The organism is Microbacterium sp. Root61 (genome assembly GCF_001427525.1).
Lineage (GTDB): Bacteria > Actinomycetota > Actinomycetes > Actinomycetales > Microbacteriaceae > Microbacterium.
Map to the genome: position 1 here is coordinate 43,910 of NZ_LMGU01000001.1, position 22,921 is coordinate 66,830.

Genomic DNA, 22,921 nt, shown 5'->3' on the forward strand with positions numbered 1-22,921 from the left:
ACGACATACGCACAGCGACATGAAGCACTGAACCTCTTCGAGGGAAGGAAAAGATCATGCTAGGCAGTCCCAAGTACCACCACCGCACCGACGACATCGAGATCAACGCCGGGCGCCCGAGCGTGACGCTGCTGGTCAGCAACACCGGCGACCGCGCCGTCCAGATCGGGTCGCACTTCCACTTCTTCGAGGTCAACAAGGCCCTGCTGTTCGAGCGCGAGCTCGCGTACGGCATGCATCTGGACATGCCCGCCGGCACAGGTGTGCGCTTCGAAGCCGGCGACACGAAGGAAGTGACGCTGACGGCGTATGCGGGCAACCGGCACATCATCGGCTTCAACGGTCTCGTCAACGGCGGGCTGGATGCCGCCTCCACCAAGGTGCGCGCGATGGCGCTGATGACCGAGCTCGGGTTCAAGAACGGCAAGCCGACTGCGCGCAAGAGCTCCAGCCGCGCCAAAAGCACCACCACGGCGAAGAAGGGGACGAAGTAATGGCCATCATCTCGCGCAAGCAGTACACCGACCTGTTCGGCCCCACGGTCGGCGACCGGGTGCAGCTGGCCGACACCAACCTCGTGATCGAGATCGAGAAGGACTTCAACGAGGGGCACTACGGCGACGAGGTCGTCTACGGCGGTGGCAAAACCGCCCGCGACGGCATGGCCGCGGACCCGCAGGCCACCAACGACCAGATGGTGCTGGATCTGGTGATCACCAACGCGATCATCCTGGATCCGATCCTGGGCGTCGTGAAGGGCGACATCGGCATCCGCGACGGAAAGATCGCGGGCATCGGCAAGTCCGGCAACCCGCACACGCAGAGCGGCGTCGACCCCCGGCTGGTCGTCGGGACGGGCACCGAGATCCTGGCCGGCGAGCACCTCATCGCCACCGCGGGCGGCATCGACAGCCACGTGCACTACATCTCTCCCCAGCAGGCCTATGCCGCACTCTCCAACGGGATCACGACGCTGTTCGGCGGTGGCACCGGGCCGACGGATGCCACGAACGGCGTGACCACGACGCCGGGCGTGTGGAACCTCGCCCGACTCCTCGAGTCCGCCGAGGCGATGCCGGTGAACATGGGCTTCCACGGCAAGGGCAACGGATCGTTGCCGGAGGCGCTCATCGAGCAGATCGAGGCCGGCGCAGCCGGACTCAAGGTGCACGAGGACTTCGGTGCCACACCTGCCGCACTGAGCATGGCCCTGAACGTCGCCGACCGGTTCGACGTGCAGGTGTCGCTGCACTCGGACAGCCTCAACGAAGCCGGGTACGTCGAGGACACCCTCGACGCGATCGACGGCCGCACCATCCACACGTTCCACACCGAAGGTGCGGGCGGCGGGCACGCGCCGGACATCATCAAGGTCGCGGGGCATCCCAACGTGCTCCCGTCCTCGACCAACCCGACGCTGCCGTACACGGTGAACTCGGTCGACGAGCTGCTCGACATGGTCATGGTCTGCCACCACCTCTCGCACGACATCCCGGAGGACGTCTCGTTCGCCGACTCGCGCGTGCGTGCGGAGACGATCTCGGCCGAGACGGTCTTCCACGATGAGGGCATCATCTCGATGGTGTCGTCCGACTCGCAGGCGATGGGCCGCGTGGGGGAGTCGTTCATGCGTACCTTCCAGGTTGCGCACCACTGCAAGGACCAGCGCGGCAAGCTGCCGGAGGACGCGGAGGACAACGACAACTTCCGCGTGCTGCGCTACCTGGCCAAGATCACGATCAACCCCGCGATCACGCAGGGCGTCTCGGACTACATCGGGTCGCTCGAAGTGGGCAAGATCGCCGACATCGTGCTGTGGCCGGTGGACTCGTTCGCGGCGAAGCCCAAGCTGATCGTCAAGGGCGGCCTGATCAACTGGGCGCTGATGGGTGACCCGAACGCATCGCTGCCGACGCCGCAGCCGGTGTACTTCCGGCCGATGTTCGGGGCGCAGGGGCGCGCGCTGCAATCCACGCGCGTAACCTTCATGTCGCAGGCGGCCATCGACAAGGGCATTCCGGAGAAGCTGTCGCTGGAGAGCCAGGTGCTGCCGGTGCACAAGTGCCGCACGGTCGGCAAGGAGCACATGGTGCGCAACAGCGCGACACCGGTCATCGAGGTGGACCCGGAGACGTACGTCGTGACGTACGACGGCAAGGTCGCCACCATCGACCCGGCGCAGTCGCTGCCGCTCACCCAGCTGTTCTTCCTCGCGTAAGGGGCGGCATGGCGAACTCGGATGTGCGTCAGCTGCTCTCGAGCCTGCAGTTCTCCGACTCGGCGTTCCCGAGCGGCTTCTACACGATGTCCCACGGACTGGAGGGGTATGCGCAGGCCCGTCTCGTGGAGCGCGGCGACGTGCAGGAGCTGCTCGCGGAGCTGCTGACGCATTCGGTGGGGCCGGGGGATGCCACCGCGCTCGCCGCCGCGCACCGTGCGGCTCTCGCCGCGGACTGGGGGCTGGTGCAGGAGGTCGATCAGCGGCTGTTCGCGTCCAAACTGAACGCCGAGATGCGCCGGGCATCGGTGCGCAGCGGCCATCAGCTCACCGATCTCGCGGGAGAGGTGATCGGCGGACCGGCGCTCGCCGAGTACGGGCGACGCGTCACGGCCGGCACGACACCGGGCTGCCAACCCGTCGCGACGGCCATGGTCTACGCGGACAGCGGGGTCGAGACGGAGCAGGCCGTGGCATCCGATCTGTTCGCCTTCGCGGTGAGCTTCGTCGGCGCCGCGCTGCGTCTGCGACTGACCGATCACCGGCACGCGCAGGTGATGCTGCACGGCACCGGCGCGGTCATCGAGCAGGTGGCGGCGGATGCCGTGGCTCGGGATCTCGCGGATCTCGGCGGCTGCGCGCCCGTCGCCGACATCATGTCCGCCCAGCACGAGAGAGCCGAGGCGCGCCTGTTCGCCAGCTGAGCTTCACCACGATTCACCCGCACGACAGAGGGAAAGAGGAGACCATGAGCGAGAACGTCCTGAGGATCGGCATCGGGGGCCCTGTCGGGTCCGGCAAGACCGCACTCACCGAGGCGCTGGTGCCGCTGCTGATCGCGGCGGGGCGCACGCCCGGCGTCATCACCAACGACATCTACACGCAGGAGGACGCGCAGCACGTGCGGCGCGAGCTCGCCGGCATCCTGGATCCCGAACGCGTCGTCGGCGTCGAGACCGGCGCCTGCCCGCATACCGCGGTGCGGGATGACCCGACGATGAACCTCGCCGCCGGTGCCGAGATGCTGCAGCGGTTCCCCGACATCGACACGCTCATCTACGAGTCCGGCGGAGACAACCTGACGCTCACCTTCTCGCCGGCGCTCGCCGACGTGTTCGTGTTCGTGCTCGACACGGCCGAGGGGGAGAAGATGCCCCGCAAGCGGGGTCCGGGCATCACCGAGAGCGACATCCTGGTGATCAACAAGATCGACATCGCGCAGTACGTGCGCACCAACCTCGATGTGATGCACAGCGACGCCCTCCGGGTGCGCGATGACAAGCCCGTGGTGCTGACCAACTCGCTCACCGGCGAGGGCCTGGCGCAGCTGCACGAGCAGATCATGTCGCACTGGGCGCAGTCCCGAGCCGAACTGGTCGGATGACGGCCCCCACCGCTGTGGCGGCGGAGATCGACACCGACGAGCCCGCCGAGCAACTCGCGCCGGTGGTGCCGCTGCGCGCGCCGAACGCGGGCGGGTACCGTCTGCAGCCCGAGTACTACGAACCGAAACGGGTGCCGATCGAAGTGCAGCGGCACGCCGGGTCGCAGCCGATCCTGCCGGTCGGCAGCCCCGGCAAGGTGGGCATCCTGCAGCTCGGTTTCGCGCAGAACCGCGGCCGCACCGAGCTGGTGCAGCACTACCAGAAGTCCCCGCTGCAGATCATGCACCCGCTGTACTTCAACCCCGAGCGCCCCGACATGGCATACACGTACCTGATGTCGACGGGTGGGGGGATCGTGCAGGGCGACCGGCTGCGCACCGACCTGGCCTTCGGTCCCGGCACATCGGCGTACGTGACCACTCAGGCGCACACGCGGGCGTACCGGATGGAGCACGACTACGCGGTCTCGCTCATGAACATCACCGTGGAGGCGGATGCGTACGTCGAGTACCTGCCGGAGCCGGTCGTGCCGTTCGCGCAGTCGCGGCTGTACCAGCAGACCGAGGTCGTGCTCGACGAGTCCGCGACCCTGCTGCTCGGCGAGATCGTGTACGCCGGGCGCCTGGCGCGCGGAGAACGGCACGAGTACGACGTGTACGCATCCGATCTCGAGGTGCGCCGCCCCGATGGGCGCCTCGTCGCGCTGGACCGGGTGCGGCTCTGCCCCGGCGATGAGGGCGGGGTCGAGGGGCTCGGCGTGCTCGCCGACCACGACATCCTCGCGATGCTCTACGTGTTCACGTCCCGTGTGCCGGTGGCGGCGCTCGCCGACTGCCTGCACGCCGCGCTCGCCGACGAGTACGACGACGACCTGATGTTCGGGGTCAGCGCGCTGCCCGGCGACGCCGGTGTCTGGGTGCGACTGGTCGGCAACGACCCGGTGGCGATGGCGCGCGCGAACACCGCCGCGACCGCCGCGGCCCACGAGCTTCTGACCGGTGCGCCGGCGCCGATCATCCGCAAGAGCTAGGAGGACCGACATGAGCCAGGCCGCGACAGCGAACTCGGTGGGGTCGTTCCGGGCGTGGCTGCTCGGGTTCGGCCGCGGGTTCTCGCAGATCTACTTCCAGGTCAACATCATCACGGCGCTGCTGATCATCGCGGCGTTCGTCGTGGCGGATTGGCGTATGGCGATCCTGGCCGTTCTCGGCTGTGTCGCGGCGACGCTGGCGGGACGGATGCTGGGCGCCAAGGCATCCGACATCACCGCAGGTCTGCAGGGCTTCTGCGGCGCGCTCGTCGGCGCTGCCACGTTCGCCGCGATCGGGGGCGAGCAGTGGCCCGCCTACCCGATCGCCGTCGTCGGCGGAGCCCTGTGCGCACCAGTGGCGTGGCTCGTGGTGGCACTGTTCACCAAGACCCCGCTCAAGGTCTTCCAGCTGCCGTCCACGACGGCGCCGTTCTGCATCGTCGCGACCGGTGTGCTGGTGAGCACCCAGGCGCTTCATGTGACCGCCGCGGCGTCACCGACGGTCGACTCCGTGCCGCTCGCCTTCGCACGGTCGCTCCTGACGAACGTGTCGCAGGTGGTGCTGATCGACAACCTCTGGGCGGGTGCACTGATCCTCCTCGGACTGTTCGTCGCGAGCTGGAAGGTCGGCCTCGCCGCGATCATGGGCAGTGCCGTCGGCAGCGTCTGCGCGCTGCTGATGGGAGAGACCCTCACCGAGACCGCGAACGGGCTGGCCGGCTACTCCGGCGTGCTGACCGCGATCGCACTGGCGGTTGTGTTTCTCAAGAGCAGCCCGACGTCCTGGATCCTCGCGGTCATCGGCACCATCGTCACCGCGTTCGTCACCCTGTTCATGCATCAACTGTCCGGCCCGACCTACACCTGGCCGTACATCCTGACCACGTGGGTGTTCCTGATCATCGCCCACTACATCCCGTCGGCCAAGCGCACCTGACCTGCCCGAGTTGCGGCATCCGCTCGCGGGGCCGACCATGGGGTGATGGGGGATGAGGCGCCGCACGACGCGTCCGCGACGACGGATGCGGCATCCGTCGCGCCTGCCCGGCGACGGTCGACTCGGGTGTGGCTGATCATCGCCCTGGTCGTGGTGCTGATCGCGGCCGGGACGACGGCGTGGATGCTGCGCCCCGCGGCGGCGCCGGCCGCAGCGCCGACCCCCTCGGCCACACCGACGGCGACCCGCACGCCGACGCCCACACCCACCCCGACGCCGACTCCGACCGGGTTCCCGGCGAACACGACGGGCTACGGCCTCAGCGAGCTTACGCAGATCAACGTCTTCACGGTGCTCGGGAGCCTGCCCGTCGACGACGATCCGTATGGCGCCTTCACCGGCCTCGCCGCGCGGCCGATCGACTGGGGAGCGCCGGTGTTCGCCGACCCGACCGGGCAGCCGATCGCCTATCTGCCGCGGGAGTTCCCGTTCGACGGCACCACCGTGCCGGTGATCGAGCAGCAGGAGAACTGGGTCAAGGTGCTCCTGGTCGGGCGCGAGGCGGTGCCGTCACAGGGCAACCCCGCGCAGGTGACCGGGTGGCTGCGGATGCAGGACGTCGAGCTGACCCCCCTCGACGCGACCGTCGAGGTCAGCATCTCGGCGCGGACGATCGACATCGTGCGGGCCGGTGTGCCCGAGCGCATCGCGACCGACTTCGGCTGGGGCGCCGACGGGACGCCCACTCCGGTGGGGCGCGCGTTCGTCATGACGATCCGCACCGAACCGTCGTTCTGGTACACCCGCGGGCATCCGCTCGTGTACCTCTCCGTGCAGTCGCCGACCCTCGACGGGTTCGGCGGGGCGGAGGCCGCGGTGACCGCCTTCCACTACCACGACGACCGTTCCGGCAACATCTCCAACGGATGCCTCCGCGTCGACCCCGACGCGATCACCCGGCTCGCCCAGCTTCCGCTCGGCACACCCGTGATCATCCGGCCGTAGGGCTGCCGCGCTTCAGCCGAACAGCGCGCCGATGTCCCAGATCGCCTGTCGGGCCAGCACGATGACCCCGATCAGGACCAGGATGTTGCCGACGACGCTCGTCCAGAACGCCCGGCGGAACGAGCGTTTCCGGGTCTTGTGGCGGAACAGCTGCTGAGCGATGAGTGCGCCCGGCCATCCGCCCACCCAGCCGAGCAGCAGCAGCGTCTGCTCGGAGACCCGCGACCACCCGCGCTTGGCCGCGGCCTTGTCGATGCCGTAGGTCGCGAAGGCGAGGACGCTGAGGACGCCGTAGATCGCGGGGAGCCACAGCGGCAGCGGCACGAGCACGACGGCAGCGGCGAATGCGGCGACGAACAGCAGCACGACCGACCAGCTCAGCGCGGCGGGCAGCGGTCGCGACAGGTCGCGGTCGGGGCGGACCGGGGGAGCGGCGGTGCGACGCGGCGACGGGGACGACATGCGCTCGATCCTAGGGTGCCGACGTACCCCGCCCGGCTGCGGTCAGCTCAGCTCGGCGTACGCGGCCCGCTCGAAGGCGTCCACACCGGCGGCGCACGCCGGGTCGAAGAAGGGCAGCATCTGTGCCGCCCAGACGCCGGCGAGACCCGAGGTTCGGTCGATCCAGTAGTGCACGTTGGCCAGGCCCGCCCACGACAGTGTGCCGGCGCGACGGGCGTCGGGCACGTCGTCCTCCGTCACGAGGAACGAGTAGGCCCACGATTTGCGCGAGCCGGGGAAGAAGTCCGCGTCGCGGGTCAAGGCCGGGATCGCGGAGGGGAGCGGCGTGACCTCGAGCCCCGGCATCCCGCGCGCCGCCCACTCGATCGTCTCGGGGCGCAGCAGGCGTCCGCCCGGGGCGGAGCCGTCGCCCAGCCACACCCGCAGCAGTGCGAGCATGTCGGGCACGGTCGAGTACAGCCCCTGGCCCCCCATGTCGAGTTCGGGGGTATCGGGCACCTCGGCCGTGGACGGCACGAGCGACCCGTCGCGCGTGCGGCGGAACAGGGTCGCGAGCCGCGGGCGCATGTCGGGGCGCATGTCGAACGAGGTCGACGTCATGCCGCACGGTGCGCAGATGCGCTCCTGCACGACCGTGTCGAGGCGCTGCCCGCGCACGGCGGCGACGACGAGCCCGAGCCAATCCATCGAGATGCCGTACGTCCAGCGTTCGCCCGGGTCGTGCAGCAACGGCGAGAACAGCGAGTCCCGCATCGGCGTGGGGGAGGGATGGCTCATCCGCTGCCGCGCGAGCACGGCGTAGCGGGGGTCGAACATCTCGTACGCGAGTCCGGACGTGTGCAGCAGCAGCATGCGCGCCGTGATGTCGCGGCTGGGCGGGCGGGTGCGCACCGAGCCGTCGGCACCCAGCTCCTCCAGCACCCGCAGATCGCCGATCTCGGGCAGATACTCGCGGGCCGGGGCGTCCAGGTCGAGCAGGCCGTCCTCGACGCACTGGAGGGCCGCGGTCGCGGTGAACGCCTTGGTCGCCGAGAACAGTGCGAGGACGGTGTCGGATGCCGCGGCATCCCCGTCCGCGGTGCGTCGGCCTGCGGGGTGGAGATAGCGGGTCTCGCTCGTGTCGGTCAGTCCTGCGATGATCAGAGGCACGCCCGATCCGATCGCCGCATCGACGGATTCGTCCAATACCCGCGTCGTCGCATCCACGGTCTGAGCCTACGAGTAGGGTGACTTTCGTGTCGCTCCCACCCCGCGTGACCGTCGTCATCCCGTGCCGCAACGATGCCGAGTTCCTCGAGGCCTGCCTGCAGGCACTGGCCCTGCAGACGCATCAGGCCGACCGGATCGTGGTGATCGACAACGCGAGTACGGATGCCTCGGCCGAGGTCGCACGTCGATTCGGCGCCGAGGTGTTCCCGGAGCCGGAGGTCGGGATCTGGCCCGCCGCGGCGCGCGGATACGACGAGGCGATGGGGTCGGCCGACATCATCGCGCGGATCGACGCGGACTCACGTCCGCATGACGACTGGATCGCCCGGCTGGTGCGCGCGTTCGTGTCGGACCCCGGGCTCGGGGTGCTGACCGGCGGTGCGGAGTTCTACGGCGCGACGCCGCTCGTCCACTATCTCGGTGAGCACTGGTACATCGGCGGTGGGCACTACTGGATCAAGAAGTGGCTGGGGCATCCGCTGGTTTTCGGCTCGAACTTCGCGATGCGCGCGTCGGTGTGGGAGCGCGTGCGCGACCGCGTGGATCGCAGCAACGCGAAGATCCACGATGACCTCGACCTGACGATCCAGTTGCGGCCGTCCGACGGCATCCGGTACGACCCGACACTGCGGATGCCGGTGTCTTCGCGCCCGCTCACCTCGCAGCGCGGGCTGTGGCGACGGGTGTGGCGCGTGGTCCCGACCTTCGCCGCCAGCTGGCCCGAGGGTGCCGCGTGGCGCCGGCGCAGCGAGCTGGCGGATGCGCGCCGCGTGACCATCGTCGACGGCGAAGACCCGTGGTCGCCCACCGACGAGGACTGGGCCCCCGGCTTCGGCCGCTGACCTGTCCCGGTTGTTGAGCGAGGGAGCGAAGCGACCGAGACGAAGCGCCCGCCGACGTACGTCCACCCCCGGTCGCTGAGCGAGCGCAGCGAGACGAAGCGCCCGCCCCTGCCCGCCCCGGTTGTTGAGCGAGGGAGCGAAGCGACCGAGGCGACATGCCCGCGCGTGCACTCCCGGGGTGCCCTCTACGCCTCTCGTTCGCCGAGCCTGTCGAAGCATCGTCGGCCCTGGTGTCGGGCTCAGGAACAGCCGTGCGACGGCTCCTCCCCAAGCGGCTCCAGAGCGGAGATATCAACAGGAAATTAGTGTGCTGATCTGCTGTTTTCTAGGTCAGGAATGTCGGAGGCCTTCGGCAGAATAGGGGTATGGAAGACCTCGTCGCCACCCTCGCAACACTTGATGCTGCGCTCGGCGGTGCGGTCGATGAGGCTCTCACCGATCACGGGCTGCGGGTAGCGACGGACGAGAGTCTGCTCGAGGTGATGGCGGTGGCTGCGCGCGTGGCCCGCCGGGCTGAGGCGCTGATGATCGAGGGGGCCGCGCAGATCGACTACCGCTCGAGCGTGCCCGTGCGCGACGAGCGGATGAGTACCAGGTTCGGATGCCGATCGGCGGGGGAGCTCGTGCAGCGGGTCACGCAGGTTTCGTCCCGTTCGGCGGCCGACCTGGTGAAGGCGGGGCGCGCGGTCATCCGCGAGACGGCGCCGAGCTCGGGTGAGGTGCTGCCGGCGGACTACCCGGCGATGCGCGCGGCACTGGCAGCCGGACACATCGGGGTCGACGGCGTGCTCGCGGTCACCGTCCCGCTGTCAGGGGTCGCTTCGACGGCGGGTCATGCCGCGCTCCTCGCGGCTGATCACGAACTGGCCGCGGCCTCCCGGGGTGAGGGTGTGGATGGAGCCCCCGCGGCGTGCGCCGACGATCTGCGGGCGCTCGCGACCGTGTGGGCGATGTACCTCGATCAAGACGGCGCCGAGCCGCGCGAGCGAGTGGCGCTGCGCAGGCGTGGAGTGACGTTCGGTGTCTGCCGCGACGGGGTCGTGCCCTTTCACGGCAACTTGCTCGCGGACGTCGCGGCGCAGTTTGAGCTGGTCGCCGACAGCATCCTCAATCCCAAGGTCGACCAAGCGCCGACACCCACGGGGCCATGGTTCACCGAAGAACCCGACACCGAAGCCGAGACGTTTGCTGATCGTCGCACCCGTGCACAGAAGCTGCACGATGTGTTCGCCATGGTGCTGGAACGGGTCGCCGGGTCGGGCGTACTGCCGACGCTCGGTGGCGCCGCGCCCACCCTCGTCGTGTCGGTGCGTGCCGAAGACCTTCAGAACGGCTCCGGATACGCGCACCTCCACGGGTGCGACGAGCCGGTATCGGTGGGCGCGGCGCGGCAGATTGCGTGCTGCCGCGCGGTGCAACGAGTGACCTCCGACGACCGAGGGCGGATCGTGTCGATCGAGACCTCCGATCGGGTGTTCAACCACCGCCAGCGACTCGCGATCGCGCTGCGCGACGGCGGATGTGTCATCCCGGGCTGCCATGTCGATGCGAGCTGGTGTGAAATCCACCATGTGCACGAACATGCGCGAGGTGGACCGACGCATACCGACAACGGGGTGCTGCTGTGCTGGCACCACCATCGCACCCTCGACACAGGCGGCTGGAAAGTCCGGATGCGTGACGGCATCCCGGAAGTCCGCGGGCCCACGTGGTGGGACGGGTCGGGGCAATGGCGCCCGATCACGAAATCGCCGGTGCGGATGCGAGAACGATTCGCCCTCCGAACATGACCCCCGGACCCTGAACCCACCCCGATGATTGAATCTGTCGAAGCGTCGTCGCCGGCCCGCCTCAGGACGCGATCCGACTGTGTCGACCGGTTGTACCAACCATCGAGTTCGTCATCGAGGGTTTCTGCTCGCGGGCACATCGTTCGATGGCGAGCCGTCGTGGAGCAGCGCACCGAGGTCACCGGCTACCCTCGACGGATGGCCGACAAGGATCCTTTCGTCGTGACGGATGCCGCCGCCTGGCGGGTGTGGCTGGACGCGAACGAAGACACTTCGGAGGGCGTTTGGCTCGTGCTCGCCAAGAAGGGGGCGACCGCGCCTACGACGCTTACCTACGCCGAGGCACTTGAGCACGCACTCTGCAGTGGGTGGATCGACGGCCAGAAGGCGAGTATGGATGCTGCGACCTTTCTGCAGCGGTTCACTCCGCGGCGCAAGGCCTCGCTGTGGTCGAAGCGGAACGTCGAAATCGTCGGCAGGCTCGTCGACGAGGGCCGGATGCGTCCGCGGGGACAGGCGGAGATCGACCGCGCGAAGGGAGACGGACGCTGGGATCGCGCCTACTCCGGTGCGTCGACTGCGCAGGTGCCCGACGACCTTGCGGCGGCGCTCGCGGCCGAACCCGCGGCATCCGCTCTGTTCGCACAGCTCGATGCGACGAACCGGTACGCCGTGCTCCATCGCGTGATGACCGCCCCCACTGCCGTGACGAGAGCGAATCGCGTCGCGCGTCTTGTCGACATGCTCGCGCGCGGGGAGACGCCGCATCCCCGGCCGTGAGCGAGCCGCATCGCGTGAAGGCCCATTCGCCGCCTGTCACATCCCCTCGCTACTGTGCAAAGCATGATCATCGAGTTCGAGGGTGACGTGTTCCAGTGGGCTGCCCGCACCGACTCGTCTTGGTACTTCACCGCGCTCCCGCTCGAGCTGGCTGAAATGGTCCGTGAAATCCCGCGTCCTTACCGCGGATTCGGATCCGTCCGTGTGCGTGCGCGGGTGGGAAAGTCCGAGTGGGTGACGTCGATCTTTCCGGACAGCGACACCGGCAGCTACGTCCTGCCACTGAAAAAAGCGGTGCGGGATGCCGAGTCCCTCGTCGACGGCGGACCAGTTTCGGTGCGCCTCGAGGTCCTCGACGGCTAGATTCCGGGCTTCAGGCACCCTGCGTTACTCAAACGTGAGAATTGGGGTTTGACTAATCATGAGAAGCCTCTCATTATTAGTCCCGGGGAAGGCGTCGCTATGGGGGCGACGTCAGACACCAGCTCTGGGGAGACTGGGAATCTGGGGATTCCGTTGCGCGATCCAGGGCGTTCTGTCAACGCATCTAACTGGGGAGTACTTCGTCATGCGCACAATTCACAACTACCTCGAGACCGCCAAGCAGCGACGCGAAGACGGTGAGGCGGGCTTCTCGCTCATCGAGCTCATCGTCGTCGTGGCGATTCTCGGAATCCTCGTCGCCATCGCCATTCCGGTGTTCGGTGCCATCCAGCAGTCAGCCAAGGACAACTCGCTCAAGAACGCGGCCGCCTCTGGGGCAACCGTAGTTGCCGCAGAGATCGCTCGTGGCGCTGATGGCGATCCCGAAGCGCAGTTGGCTCTGAGCGAGACCGCGGACTACACATTTGAGCTCGCGGGTGACACGCTCACGACTTTCTGTGTGACGGCGACCGGGGCCGGCGCGCTCGATGGCGCCGCAGAGGCCGAGGCTGGCCCCTGCCCGTAACCAATCTCGTTGAGGCCGGCGCGCACTACTCGCGCCGGCCTCGACGCCACCACGGAGCCATCCGTACACCGCTGACTTTGGGGAATGTCATGACGCGTGCATCCGATACGAACGACGACGGCTTCGGCCTCGTCGAGGTAATCGTCGCGATCTTCATCCTCGGGCTCCTCGCCGTCGCGATTCTTCCGTTGATCTGGACGGGCCTTCGAGTGGCGACCGAGCAGAGCGCCGTCGCCGGCGCCACGCACGCCACGTCGGGTTTCATCGACGAAGTCCGCTCACGCGCGGACGGCGGATGCAGCGCACTGAACGGTACGAGCAGCTTCACCACCGATCGTGGTGACGACATCCTCATCACCGGTGTCGTCGATGCGGCGTGCAACGACACGTTGCGTCCTCTCGCGGTCAAGTACACGGCGACGGCGACCAACGGCGACGGAGACGTCCTCGCCGCCGTCGAGACGTTGATCTTCCTGCCGAAGCCTCCGGGCGAGACCCCGTGACCGCCTCGCTCCGAGAGCGTGTCGGTTCTGACGAATCCGGGCTCACCCTCATCGAGCTCGTCATCTATATGACCCTCGCCGTCGTCGTCGGCACGATCGTCGTATCGATGTTCATCGGCACCCTCAAGGGGCAGGACCAGGTGACCTCCACCACGCAGGCCACCACCAAAGGCCAGCTCGCGGCCACAACCATCGAGAGAGCCATGCGCAACGCCACCGCCTTCGCCATCGCCGACGGCGGCAAGACGCTCACGGTGCTCACGACGCTGGACAAACCTTGCCAGCAGTTCACGCTCCAGCGCAACGCGGCGGCGAGTACAGGCAGTCGCGACGTCTACGATCTGTTCCTCTACCAGGGCGCCAAGCTGCCCGTGGGCACGTGGCCGACAGCGTCGACGGGAGCCCTCACTTCGGGTGTGGTGCTGGTCGACGCCGACCATCACACCAGCATCCCCTTCGTCCTTGACGGCAAATCCTTGGACTACACCCTCTGGTTCGCCACAGACGTGAAGGCATCCGCGCCTGACAGCCCCAACGTCGACTTTCGCGGAACCATCACCCCGCGCGGCACGGGAGGAGTCATCGCCTCATGTTCGTGAAAACCGACATAGTCCTCGCCCGCGTGCGTGATCGCCTCCGCACCACCACCCGCGACGACTCCGGCGCCACGCTCGTCGCCGTACTCACTCTCATGGCAGTGGGCTTCATCGCGTCCGCCATCATCGCCGCCGCGTGCATGTTCACGATCGCGCAGACCGCTCAGGGCAGGACGGATGCGCAGAGCTTTGCCGCCGCCGAAGCCGGCCGCGACGCCGTCGTTTCTGTGCTCTCGCAAGAGACGGCTTCCGCGCTGTGCACGAACAGCGCGGCCGGTATCGGCCATTTCACGTCAGCCGTCGGCCAGACCCCCGTCTATCAGGCGTGGGTTCAGGCCATCGACAGCGGCACCCCGCCGACCTCATGGCAGGGGTCAGTGGGAGCCGACGACGTTCCCGCGGTGCCGAGCTGCCCCACGGACGGCACGAAGTACATCGTCGTGCGCTCGATCGGAAGCAGCGCCGGTGGCGGCACAGAGGTCATCGACGCCGTGTACAAGTGGCAACTCGGCAAGGAGACCGTCGCGGGCGGCGGCCTGGGCTATCAGGGTGTGTCGTACGCTGCGACGGCGAGCACGATCAAGGGCGACATGATCGTCAAGAACGGCAACCTCGAGTGCAATTACGGCACCGTCTTCGATGGCAGCGTCTATGTGCTCAACGGCAACGTCAACGTCGGTGCCGACGCCTTCTTCGGATGGGGTGGCGACGCCTGCACGATCAATGGTGAGCTCGTCGTGGCCGGAACAATCAACTTCGAGCGCAAGTGCACTGCGTGGTTCATCGTGTGCATCAGCTACGCGTTCGGCACGATGTCGGTCGGCGGCCCTGCTCACGTGCAGGGCAGCATCGAGGCAGCCGACGGCGGCACGCTCAACGTCGGCACCGACCCCATCGCCGACAACCCGAGCATCAACGATGTCGAAGACACCTACACGACGCGCGATCTCACCCTCGCGGGCCATATCGCCACGGGCAGCGGTGGTCCCACGATCACGACCTCCAACGGCGGGTCCATCGAAGCCGTGGACTACATCACCGCGGGCAAGGCACTGACAGCGGCGGGTGGGATCGCCACCGGCGGCAATCTCACCGCAACCGCGGCCGTCACCGCGAACGGCGGCGACATCTCCGTCGTCGGCAAGATCCTCGGCGCCAACGGCGTGACTGCTTCGGCATCGATCCTCGCCGGAGGCGATATCCAAGACTCGGGCGCGCGCACGGCCACCTCAGGCAACATCACCACCGCGGGTTCGATCCTCGGCTCCGGCATCGTCACAGCGGGTCTGGGCATCACAGTGAAGGGCAGCATCGGCGGCTCGCGCGTCGTCAAGGCGAACGGCGGTCCGATCACCGTCGGTGTCGACATCGCCAACTCCGGCGGCACCACCGCATTGGGCGACATCTCGGTCGCTGGGGCGATCACGACCGCATCGGGAGCCGTCACAGCAGGCGGTGCGGTCAAGGTTCTGGGCAACATCGTGACTGCCAGCAAGGTGGACGCCAACGGCGGACATCTGCAGACGGGCGGCACGCTCGACGGCGGTGTTCGCGAAGCCAGTGGCAGCATCACCACCACGCAGCCGATCAATACAGCAAGCGCCGTCACAGCCGGGGAGAACCTCATCACCAACGGCGCTCTCGCCGGCAACGGCCCGCGCACCGCGACCGGAGGCACGATGTCGGTCAAGGGCGACCTGGGCGGCACCGGTGCGAAGAATGCCACCGACTTCATCGTCACCGGCAACCTCGGTGGCGGAGATGCGCTGGCCACCGGCAACCTCACCGTCAACGGCACCATCTCCGGCGACGGCGCGCGGCAAGCCTTGGGCGGTGCGCTGTGGGGAGACAACTCCGGCAACCTCTCGGGCAGCGGCCGAAAGTCGGCGAAGTACATCTTCGTGAACGGCAACCTGGCCAGCGGCAATTCCGTCACCGCTACGGAGAACCTCATCGTGGTCGGCAACGTCACGAACAATGTGGCGGTGACGGCGACGAACGGCACCCTCTCGATCAAGGGTGCGCCCGGCAGCGGTGCGAAGACCGGGGGGACTGTCCTCATTCAAGGAGACGTGAGCGGGGGAGCCGTGAACGCCACGGCCGGCAATCTCGAGATCACCGGCAGCGTCACAGGCAGCGGCGGCCTGGCCGCCGTCAACGGGCGCATCGCGGTGAGCCAGAACATCGGTTCGGCATCCGCGCCTGCCACCGGAGCGGTGAGCTCGAAGACCGGCATCCTCGTCGGCGGACTGATCAACCTCAACACGAGCGGCGGCACTGCGGGCCTCACCACGACCGCGCCCACGGCGAGCGTGACTGCCGTGGGCGACATCAAGACGACGCAATCGACCGCGTGCTCCGTCACGGGAGACTTCCGTGCCGGCGGGATCCTGACGCTTCCGCAGGCGGGCAACTCGTGGAACGCGAACACGACCGCTTACCCGTACTGCACGATCGGCGGCAAGCTGCAGTCGGCCAGCACATCGAAGTCGATATTCGCAGGAAGCAACTGGCGTGTGCGCGTCGGCACGACCTCGGCTTCCACAGTCGAATCCGCTGCCAACTCGGTGGCCAACGGCTGGGGCATCCCCAGCGGATCGGGCAACGCGCGCTACCTCAAGGGCACGGCTTCGACGACTCCGGCGAACGGAACGACGAACGTGGGGTCACCGACGGTGAACTCCAACACCACGACGAATCCGAAGCCGGCAGCCCCCACCGTTGTTCCGGCGTTCACCGCGCCGGTGAGCGGGACGATGACCTTGACCTCGACCGATGGAACCGCGCTCACCGCCATCGCACCCGTCGTCGGCGTGCCGGATGTGACGCCGCCATCCGCCCCGCCCTTCGTGCTCAATGAGCGCACGGTGAAGACGTGGTCCGACATCGACGACCTCCAGCTGCGCACGACGTGGCTCGACCTCGGCACCTACACGGACTGGGGTCCGGACTACTTCAAGGTCACTCTCTCGGGCACGCGCTGCACATCGTGGCTGGGATTGAGTGGCCAATTGACGAGAATCCTCAACACCGCCGGAGAGGTCCGCGAAACCGCGACCGGCGCAGTCCTGGTGCCCGGCGATGCGAAGAACATCGTCATCGATGCGACAGGGTGCACCAACACCATCACCATGTCGTGGGCGGCAACGAACCTGAAGCGCGACGCCGTCATCCTGGTGAACAACGCGAGCTTCGATCTCGCATCCATGGGATCGCAGAGCGCGACGCGCCAGCTCTTCGTCGTCCAGGTAGACAAAGACCAAAGCCCGCAACGCTCGCCGCGCGGGGTGGTGGAGGCGGTGCCCAACTGCAGCCCAGGTCAGAACAGGATCTCGATCAGCGGCGATGGCATCTTCGGCGATGGCGCCTTCAAGGCGAACGTGCTGCTCTACACTCCGTGCGGCGTGTCGGGCGGATGGCTCAACAACTGGCAGGGGCACATCTACGCGAACGGCAGCGCGTCCGTCGACACGAACGTTCTCTCCAAGTACAGCTGCGTCGACATGAGCATCCCGGGAATCCTCTCCCTGCCCTGCGACATCGACACGATCACCGACACGGGACACATGAATATCGCGGCATACGCGATCGGCGACCGACTCACGCAGACGGAGCCGTGACCGTGTCGACCGCTCTTCTCGTCTACCTCGTCGTCGTCGCGGGCCTGTTCGGCCTCGTGATCGGCTCGTTCCTCAACGTCGTCGTGTACCGCGTGCCGGCCGGTATTCCGCTCACACGTGAGAGCCGCTGCCCGCACTGCGACACGGCCGTGCGCTGGTGGCAGAACGTGCCGGTGGTGTCGTGGATCGTGCTGCGCGGGAAATGCGCGAACTGCTCCGCTCCGATCTCACCGCGGTATCCGCTCGTCGAGGCCTTCACCGGGTTCGCGTTCGCGGGGATCGCGTGGTGGGTGCTTGCGACGGACGTTTCGTCTCACGTCGTTTCCTCGACGTCGATGAGCGCGACCGTTGTCGTGCTCGTCGCCTTCTTGTACTTCGCGGCGATCAGCATCGCGTTGACGCTCATCGACCTCGACACCCACCGGCTGCCCAACGCCATCGTGCTGCCCAGCTACCTCGTCGCGATCGTACTCTTCACCATCGCCTGCCTGCTCGGCGCCGATTGGTGGGCGTTGGGCCGAGCCGGCATCGGCATGGCCGCGCTCTACGCCTTCTACTTCCTTCTGCGGCTGGTGCAGCCTCGGGCCATGGGCGGCGGAGACGTGAAGCTTGCCGGCGTTGTGGGACTGTACCTCGGCTGGCTCGGCTGGTCGACTCTGATCGTGGGCGCCTTCGCCGCGTTCCTGCTCGGCGGGGTTTTCGGCATCATCCTGCTCGCCACCCGTAAGGCCGGCCGCCGCACCGCGATCCCCTTCGGGCCGTGGATGATCGCGGGCGCCTGGACCGGAATCTTCGCCGGCGAGATCGTCGGCAGGCTCTACGGAGGACTCTATGTGTCGTGACATCACATCGTGCGAGTGGGTACTCGCTCGGCATCTAAGGGAGAGTGACTGAAATGGCAGCGAGAACTGTCGTCGGTCTCGAGATCACGGAGGAGAGCGTCCGCGCTGCCGAAGTGACGACGGGTCCATCGCCCACGCTGGTGGCTTTCGGCGAGGTGCCGCTTCCCGATGGCGCAGCCAAAGACTCTGAGATCGTGGACCGGGACGCTGTCGCGGTCGCGCTGCAGCGACTATGGGCGCAGTCCGGCATCAAGTCGCGCAATGTGGTGCTCGGTGTCGGCAGCCGCCGGATCCTGGTGCGCGAGTATGCCACCCCGCTGATGAGTCTCGAACTCATCAGGCAGGCGCTGCCCTTCCAGGTGCAGGATCTGCTGCCGGTGCCCGTCGATCAAGCCGTTCTCGATTTCTACCCGGTGTCGGAAGAGGGCGGAAACGTCCACGGTCTTCTCATCGCAGCGGTGTCCGAGACGATCGAGGATCTCGTCGAGACGGTGACAAAGGCGAAGCTGCATGTCGAGCGGGTCGATTTGGCGCCCTTCGGACTCGCTCGTGTCGCCAAGGTCGTCGGCCAGGCGAACGAGGCCGTCGTGATGATCCACATCGGTGACCACACGACGTACGTCGTCGTGGCCGTCGACGGTGTGCCTCGCTTTGTCCGCATCATCCCGGCCGAGATCGCCACGGGGGCTACGGCGCGGCGCAACACCGTCGAGATCCTCGAGGAGGAGCCGGTCGAGGTCGCCGTCGTCACCGACCGCCGCGGGCGTGCCAGCATGCGCGTGCAGTCCGGAGAAGCGGCCGCGATCGCCGTCACGACGGAGGCTGCAGCATCCGTCACCGATCTCGCCCATCGCCTGCGCAACACGATTGACTTCTACGCCTCGCGCGCGGGGACCGACAGGGTAACGGGGGTCTTCGTCAGCGGCGCCGGCGCGGCCAACCCGGCCGTCCTGCCCGCGCTGCAGTCGGCGTTGGACTATCCGGTGCGCGCTGTCGACCTCGCCGCGGTGCTCGGCACGAAGGCCGCGATCGACGGCGAAGTCGCGTTCAGCTTGGTCGGCACGATCGGCATCGTGCTGGGAGAGGACAAATGATGGCCGCCAAGAAACCTGTGCTGGCGCTTGCGGGAGTGCCGCGCGTCAACCTGATGCCTCGCGCTGAGACGGATCGACGTGAGCGCATTTCGCTGACTCGTACGTGGTCGCTGCTTGCCGTTGCCGCGCTCGTGGTCGGTGTGCTCACCATCGGAGGCGCATTTGCACTGAAGCTCCTGGCCGACCAGCACCTCGCCGCAGAGCAGGCACGCACCACCGGCCTGCTCACCGAACTGCAGAGCTACTCGGACGTGTCGGCGGCTATTGCGACGCAACGCGGACTGGAGGAGTTCCGCACCAGCGCCATGGGCACCGATACGGATTGGACGGCCATGCTGCATCTCGTTACCAGCGCGATTCCCGCTGAGGTGACGATGCTCGAGTTCAGTCTCAACCCGGCCGCCAGCGTCCTTGAAGACCCAACTTCCGGCGCCGGCTACAGCGGACTACTGACCTTCTCCGCGGCCAGCGCTGACGCGCAGGCAGCCACTGTGCAAGCGCTGCGTCTCGTGCCAGGGATCCTCGCCGTCGATGCCGCCACCCTCTATCAGGGCGGCGAAGCGGGCTTCGAGTTCACCGTCACGATTTCGTTCGATCAGTCGGTGTTCACCGGCGCGCACACGAAGGGCTCGGGGAACTGATGCCCAAGCAACTCATCAACACCGTCGGACTGCTGCTCGTGCTCGGTATCATCGCCGCGGCCACGTTCTTGGTCGCGTTGCCGATCTACCTCCAGTCGGTCGGTGCCGATGCAGACAGCCGCGCTGTCGCCTCGCAGAACGCGAACACGCAGGCCTCGATCGACGCCCTCGCTGCGCAGAACGTCGGCAGTGTTCAAGACGGGGCGGACCACCTGCGCCAAGAGATCCCCGCTCGGGCGGAGCTCGACAGCGTGTCTGCGCTCATCGCGTCGGCCGCAGCGAAGAGCGGGGTCACGGTCGTCAGCATCACTCCAGGTTCGCCCATCGACGCTGATGCGGCCGACGCGTCGGACGGCGTCGTCGGTGGTGACACGACGGGGACCACGACCGAGGACGTGGGGGCCTCGACCGATGCCGGCGCGGCTACCGGGCGTCTGCGCATCCCGATCGAGTTCCAGGTGAGCACGACCGACCTCGATGCGGCCCTGGAGTTCATCGACACGCTCCGTGAGGGGCCGCGACTCGTGGGCAACATCGCGGCCAGCTACAGCGGGCGCGGCGGCATCGTCTACCTGAACCTCACCGCGGACGCCTTCATGGCGACATCGAGCTAGGACCTCCGCCATGACTGAATACGCCGGCATCGACCGCCTCCTCTACGACGCCGCGCGCGAGCGGGCCTCCGACATCCATCTCTCCGCAGGCGAGATTCCACGCATCCGTGTCGACGGCGCGCTCGAACCGATGGCGAACGTCACCGAGGTGCTCTCCGCAGCATGGCTGGAGTCGGCACTCCTCGGCATCATGGCGCCGCACCAGCGTCAGATGTTCGAAGACGACAACGAAGTCGACATGTCGCACGAGGTGGCCGGCGTCGGCCGGTTCCGCGTCAACGTCTTCCGTCAACTCGGCCAGATCGCCTCGGCGTTCCGACTCATCCCGGAGAAGGTCGCCACGCTTGCCGACCTCGGCGTGCCCGCCATTGCGCGCGACCTCGCTCTGCGCCCGCGCGGACTCGTGCTCGTCACCGGCCCGACCGGCTCGGGCAAGTCGACGACGCTGACCGCGATGGTCGACATCATCAACAACGAGCTGCCCTCGCACATCATCACGATCGAAGACCCGATCGAGTACATCCATCGTTCGAAGGTGTCACTCGTCCACCAACGCGAGATCGGCACCGACACGGCGTCGTTCAGCGAGGCGCTGCGTCGCGTCCTCCGACAGGACCCCGACGTGATCCTCATCGGTGAGCTGCGGGACCCGGAGTCGATCGCGGTCGCACTGTCGGCGGCAGAAACCGGTCAGCTCGTGCTCGCGACACTGCACACACAGGGCGCCGCCAAGAGCATCAACCGCATCGTGGACGCATTTCCGGCGCATCAGCAGGACCAGGTGCGCTCTCAGTTGGGTGACACGCTGCAAGGGGTCATCAGTCAGACCCTGCTTCCGCTCTCTCAGAGCGACGGGCGCGCTCTGGCCTCCGAAGTTCTGGTGCAGACCCCGGCCGTGGCCAACCTCATCCGTGAGGGGCAGGTGACGCAGCTCTACTCTGCGATGCAATCCGGTTCCGCGATGGGGATGCACACGATGGATCAAAGTCTGCGCGGGCTCGTCGAGGACGGCCGCGTCGCACACCAGGTCGCCAAGAACTTCCTCATCGACCCGCAGGCGCTGGACAACGTTCGGGTCCGGCCGCGGGACTTCGATGCCGCGGAGTGGATGGCGCACAACACCGATCGCGCCTACGCACCCCGGGGGGTGTGAGATGGCACTCGTCGAGGAGTACACGTACAAGGCCATCGACCCCAAGGGCGGGCCGATCGTCAAGGGCACGCTCGAGGCGACCAGCGAAGGAGCAGTTGCCACCAAGCTCAAGGCTCAGGGCCTGACGCCGCTGGACATCACGGCGGTCGCGAAGACCGGATTGCACAGGGAGATCCGCATCCCGGGTCTGACCAAGCGCGTCAAGGTGAAATCCCTGGCGATCTTCGCGAAGCAGATGGCAACGCTGACGAAGGCGGGTCTGCCGCTGATGCGGACGCTCTCGATCCTCGTCGAGCAGACCGAGGACAAGACGCTGCAGACGGCGCTTCTCGCGGTTCAAGGTGACGTCGAGGCGGGGCACTCGTTCTCGACGGCGTTGGCGAACCAGCCGCAGGTGTTCCCACCATTGGCGATCAACCTCGTGAAGGTCGGCGAGACCGGAGGCTTCCTCGCCGATTCGCTGGATTCGATCGCCAAGACGTACGAGTCCGAGAGCCAGCTGCAGGACAAGATCCGGTCGGCCACGACTTATCCGGTCATCGTGCTCATCATCGCGCTGATCGCAGTCGTCGGCATGGTGACGTTCATCGTGCCGATCTTCGAGAACATGTTCCAGAGCCTGGGCGGTGAACTACCGCTTCCGACGCAGCTTCTCGTGAACATCTCACACAACATGATCTGGATCCTGCCGCTGCTGATCATCGTCCTCGGGGTCGCGTGGATCTGGTGGGTCCGCAACCGCCATACCGAGGCGACGCGCAAGTTCGTGGATCCGCTCAAGCTGAAGATGCCGATCTTCGGCAAGCTCGCGACCAAGATCGCGGTTGCGCGCTTCGCCCGCAACTTGTCGATGATGCTCCACGCCGGCGTCCCTTTGCTGCAGGCGCTGTCGATCGTCGGGCAGGCATCGAACAACTGGGCGATCGAGGATGCCGTTTCGCGGATCCAAGAGTCGGTGCGCCAGGGCAAGTCGTTCGCGGCGCCGCTTGCGAAGGCCGGAGTCTTCCCCACGATGGTGCCGCAGATGGTGTCGGTCGGTGAGGAATCAGGCACGCTCGCTGAGATGCTCGAAAGCATCGCCGACTTCTACGAGACCGAGGTCACCGCCGCCACTGAGCAGCTCACGAGCACGATCGAGCCAGTGCTCATCGTGATCATGGGCGTGATCATCGGCGGTATGGTGCTCGCGCTCTACATGCCGATCTTCAGCATCTACGGCCAGCTCAACGGGACGGGTGGGGCTTAGCAGCG

23 protein-coding genes are annotated in these 22,921 nt (G+C 67.3%); 21 read left to right on the forward strand and 2 right to left on the reverse strand.

The window, feature by feature from the left end; all coding sequences use genetic code 11:
* The first annotated feature begins 56 nt into the window (after positions 1-56).
* From ASD65_RS00230 to ASD65_RS00260, 7 genes are read left to right on the forward strand one after another with little or no spacing between them, the layout of a single operon-like run.
* Positions 57-494 carry an urease subunit beta gene (locus ASD65_RS00230; RefSeq protein WP_056216849.1) on the forward strand — a complete coding sequence of 146 codons (438 nt, stop codon included), beginning with the start codon at positions 57-59 and terminating at the stop codon, positions 492-494.
* Positions 494-2,218 carry an urease subunit alpha gene (gene ureC / locus ASD65_RS00235; RefSeq protein ID WP_056216851.1) on the forward strand — a complete coding sequence of 575 codons (1,725 nt, stop codon included), beginning with the start codon at positions 494-496 and terminating at the stop codon, positions 2,216-2,218. The genes ASD65_RS00230 and ureC overlap by 1 nt, the downstream gene beginning before the upstream one ends.
* A gap of 8 nt (positions 2,219-2,226) precedes the next feature.
* Positions 2,227-2,922, forward strand: coding sequence for an urease accessory protein UreF (locus ASD65_RS00240; protein WP_056216853.1), 696 nt, complete (start codon positions 2,227-2,229; stop codon positions 2,920-2,922).
* 44 nt (positions 2,923-2,966) lie between these two features.
* Positions 2,967-3,602, forward strand: a complete 636-nt coding sequence (ureG, locus tag ASD65_RS00245) for an urease accessory protein UreG (protein ID WP_056216856.1) — start codon at positions 2,967-2,969, stop codon at positions 3,600-3,602.
* Positions 3,599-4,633 (forward strand): urease accessory protein UreD, encoded by a 1,035-nt coding sequence (locus tag ASD65_RS00250; RefSeq protein WP_082561500.1) that lies wholly within the window; start codon positions 3,599-3,601, stop codon positions 4,631-4,633. The genes ureG and ASD65_RS00250 overlap by 4 nt, the downstream gene beginning before the upstream one ends.
* Before the next feature lie 10 nt (positions 4,634-4,643).
* Positions 4,644-5,570, forward strand: coding sequence for an urea transporter (locus ASD65_RS00255; protein ID WP_056216858.1), 927 nt, complete (start codon positions 4,644-4,646; stop codon positions 5,568-5,570).
* Between the two features lie 45 nt (positions 5,571-5,615).
* Positions 5,616-6,575, forward strand: a complete 960-nt coding sequence (locus ASD65_RS00260) for a L,D-transpeptidase (RefSeq protein WP_082561501.1) — start codon at positions 5,616-5,618, stop codon at positions 6,573-6,575.
* A gap of 12 nt (positions 6,576-6,587) precedes the next feature.
* On the opposite strand, the gene ASD65_RS00265 is transcribed toward ASD65_RS00260, so the two are convergent.
* Together ASD65_RS00265 and ASD65_RS00270 are read right to left on the reverse strand one after the other, a co-directional pair.
* Positions 6,588-7,037 carry a DUF1294 domain-containing protein gene (locus tag ASD65_RS00265; RefSeq protein ID WP_235566559.1) on the reverse strand — a complete coding sequence of 150 codons (450 nt, stop codon included), beginning with the start codon at positions 7,035-7,037 and terminating at the stop codon, positions 6,588-6,590.
* A 42-nt stretch (positions 7,038-7,079) separates the two neighbouring features.
* The gene (locus ASD65_RS00270) at positions 7,080-8,243 is read right to left on the reverse strand and encodes a serine hydrolase domain-containing protein (RefSeq protein ID WP_056216861.1); all 1,164 of its coding nucleotides are present in this window, start codon (positions 8,241-8,243) and stop codon (positions 7,080-7,082) included.
* 29 nt (positions 8,244-8,272) lie between these two features.
* On the opposite strand from ASD65_RS00270, the gene ASD65_RS00275 reads away from it, so the two are divergent.
* The 14 genes from ASD65_RS00275 (at position 8,273) to ASD65_RS00340 (ending at position 22,916) form a co-directional block, all read left to right on the forward strand.
* Positions 8,273-9,088: a glycosyltransferase gene (locus tag ASD65_RS00275; protein ID WP_056224309.1), complete on the forward strand. Its 816-nt coding sequence runs from the start codon at positions 8,273-8,275 to the stop codon at positions 9,086-9,088.
* Between the two features lie 365 nt (positions 9,089-9,453).
* Positions 9,454-10,878 carry an HNH endonuclease signature motif containing protein gene (locus ASD65_RS00280; RefSeq protein ID WP_056216862.1) on the forward strand — a complete coding sequence of 475 codons (1,425 nt, stop codon included), beginning with the start codon at positions 9,454-9,456 and terminating at the stop codon, positions 10,876-10,878.
* 198 nt (positions 10,879-11,076) lie between these two features.
* A complete protein-coding gene (locus ASD65_RS00285) occupies positions 11,077-11,658 on the forward strand; it encodes a YdeI/OmpD-associated family protein (protein ID WP_056224311.1) in 582 nt (193 codons plus the stop codon).
* Positions 11,659-11,721: 63 nt separating this feature from the next.
* A complete protein-coding gene (locus tag ASD65_RS00290) occupies positions 11,722-12,021 on the forward strand; it encodes a DUF1905 domain-containing protein (protein WP_056216865.1) in 300 nt (99 codons plus the stop codon).
* A gap of 205 nt (positions 12,022-12,226) precedes the next feature.
* On the forward strand, positions 12,227-12,607 hold the full coding sequence (locus ASD65_RS00295; protein WP_056216867.1) for a type IV pilin protein: 381 nt from the start codon (positions 12,227-12,229) through the stop codon (positions 12,605-12,607).
* A gap of 89 nt (positions 12,608-12,696) precedes the next feature.
* Entirely contained in the window at positions 12,697-13,110 is a 414-nt protein-coding gene (locus ASD65_RS00300; protein ID WP_056216869.1) for a type II secretion system protein, read from the forward strand.
* Positions 13,107-13,709, forward strand: coding sequence for a PilW family protein (locus ASD65_RS00305; protein WP_056216871.1), 603 nt, complete (start codon positions 13,107-13,109; stop codon positions 13,707-13,709). Before ASD65_RS00300 ends, ASD65_RS00305 begins: the two co-directional genes overlap by 4 nt.
* Entirely contained in the window at positions 13,706-17,326 is a 3,621-nt protein-coding gene (locus ASD65_RS19265; RefSeq protein ID WP_235566560.1) for a beta strand repeat-containing protein, read from the forward strand. The genes ASD65_RS00305 and ASD65_RS19265 overlap by 4 nt, the downstream gene beginning before the upstream one ends.
* The gene (locus ASD65_RS00315) at positions 17,323-18,168 is read left to right on the forward strand and encodes a prepilin peptidase (RefSeq protein WP_056216877.1); all 846 of its coding nucleotides are present in this window, start codon (positions 17,323-17,325) and stop codon (positions 18,166-18,168) included. The genes ASD65_RS19265 and ASD65_RS00315 overlap by 4 nt, the downstream gene beginning before the upstream one ends.
* A gap of 53 nt (positions 18,169-18,221) precedes the next feature.
* Positions 18,222-19,262 carry a type IV pilus biogenesis protein PilM gene (gene pilM, locus ASD65_RS00320; protein ID WP_056216880.1) on the forward strand — a complete coding sequence of 347 codons (1,041 nt, stop codon included), beginning with the start codon at positions 18,222-18,224 and terminating at the stop codon, positions 19,260-19,262.
* Entirely contained in the window at positions 19,262-19,903 is a 642-nt protein-coding gene (locus ASD65_RS00325) for a hypothetical protein (protein WP_056216882.1), read from the forward strand. Before pilM ends, ASD65_RS00325 begins: the two co-directional genes overlap by 1 nt.
* The gene (locus ASD65_RS00330) at positions 19,903-20,517 is read left to right on the forward strand and encodes a hypothetical protein (RefSeq protein WP_056216885.1); all 615 of its coding nucleotides are present in this window, start codon (positions 19,903-19,905) and stop codon (positions 20,515-20,517) included. Before ASD65_RS00325 ends, ASD65_RS00330 begins: the two co-directional genes overlap by 1 nt.
* A gap of 10 nt (positions 20,518-20,527) precedes the next feature.
* Positions 20,528-21,670, forward strand: coding sequence for a type IV pilus twitching motility protein PilT (locus ASD65_RS00335; protein ID WP_082561503.1), 1,143 nt, complete (start codon positions 20,528-20,530; stop codon positions 21,668-21,670).
* A gap of 1 nt (position 21,671) precedes the next feature.
* Entirely contained in the window at positions 21,672-22,916 is a 1,245-nt protein-coding gene (locus ASD65_RS00340) for a type II secretion system F family protein (RefSeq protein ID WP_056216887.1), read from the forward strand.
* Positions 22,917-22,921: the final 5 nt, after the last annotated feature.

Excerpts from the sequence above, each read along its gene's own strand:
- ASD65_RS00230 (WP_056216849.1), top strand. The coding sequence starts at position 57 with ATGCTAGGCAGTCCCAAGTACCACCACCGCACCGACGACATCGAGATC.
- ureC (WP_056216851.1), top strand. The coding sequence starts at position 494 with ATGGCCATCATCTCGCGCAAGCAGTACACCGACCTGTTCGGCCCCACG.
- ASD65_RS00240 (WP_056216853.1), top strand. The coding sequence starts at position 2,227 with ATGGCGAACTCGGATGTGCGTCAGCTGCTCTCGAGCCTGCAGTTCTCC.
- ureG (WP_056216856.1), top strand. The coding sequence starts at position 2,967 with ATGAGCGAGAACGTCCTGAGGATCGGCATCGGGGGCCCTGTCGGGTCC.
- ASD65_RS00250 (WP_082561500.1), top strand. The coding sequence starts at position 3,599 with ATGACGGCCCCCACCGCTGTGGCGGCGGAGATCGACACCGACGAGCCC.
- ASD65_RS00255 (WP_056216858.1), top strand. The coding sequence starts at position 4,644 with ATGAGCCAGGCCGCGACAGCGAACTCGGTGGGGTCGTTCCGGGCGTGG.
- ASD65_RS00260 (WP_082561501.1), top strand. The coding sequence starts at position 5,616 with ATGGGGGATGAGGCGCCGCACGACGCGTCCGCGACGACGGATGCGGCA.
- ASD65_RS00265 (WP_235566559.1), bottom strand. The coding sequence starts at position 7,037 with ATGTCGTCCCCGTCGCCGCGTCGCACCGCCGCTCCCCCGGTCCGCCCC.
- ASD65_RS00280 (WP_056216862.1), top strand. The coding sequence starts at position 9,454 with ATGGAAGACCTCGTCGCCACCCTCGCAACACTTGATGCTGCGCTCGGC.
- ASD65_RS00285 (WP_056224311.1), top strand. The coding sequence starts at position 11,077 with ATGGCCGACAAGGATCCTTTCGTCGTGACGGATGCCGCCGCCTGGCGG.
- ASD65_RS00290 (WP_056216865.1), top strand. The coding sequence starts at position 11,722 with ATGATCATCGAGTTCGAGGGTGACGTGTTCCAGTGGGCTGCCCGCACC.
- ASD65_RS00295 (WP_056216867.1), top strand. The coding sequence starts at position 12,227 with ATGCGCACAATTCACAACTACCTCGAGACCGCCAAGCAGCGACGCGAA.
- ASD65_RS00300 (WP_056216869.1), top strand. The coding sequence starts at position 12,697 with ATGACGCGTGCATCCGATACGAACGACGACGGCTTCGGCCTCGTCGAG.
- pilM (WP_056216880.1), top strand. The coding sequence starts at position 18,222 with ATGGCAGCGAGAACTGTCGTCGGTCTCGAGATCACGGAGGAGAGCGTC.
- ASD65_RS00325 (WP_056216882.1), top strand. The coding sequence starts at position 19,262 with ATGGCCGCCAAGAAACCTGTGCTGGCGCTTGCGGGAGTGCCGCGCGTC.
- ASD65_RS00330 (WP_056216885.1), top strand. The coding sequence starts at position 19,903 with ATGCCCAAGCAACTCATCAACACCGTCGGACTGCTGCTCGTGCTCGGT.
- ASD65_RS00335 (WP_082561503.1), top strand. The coding sequence starts at position 20,528 with ATGACTGAATACGCCGGCATCGACCGCCTCCTCTACGACGCCGCGCGC.
- ASD65_RS00340 (WP_056216887.1), top strand. The coding sequence starts at position 21,672 with ATGGCACTCGTCGAGGAGTACACGTACAAGGCCATCGACCCCAAGGGC.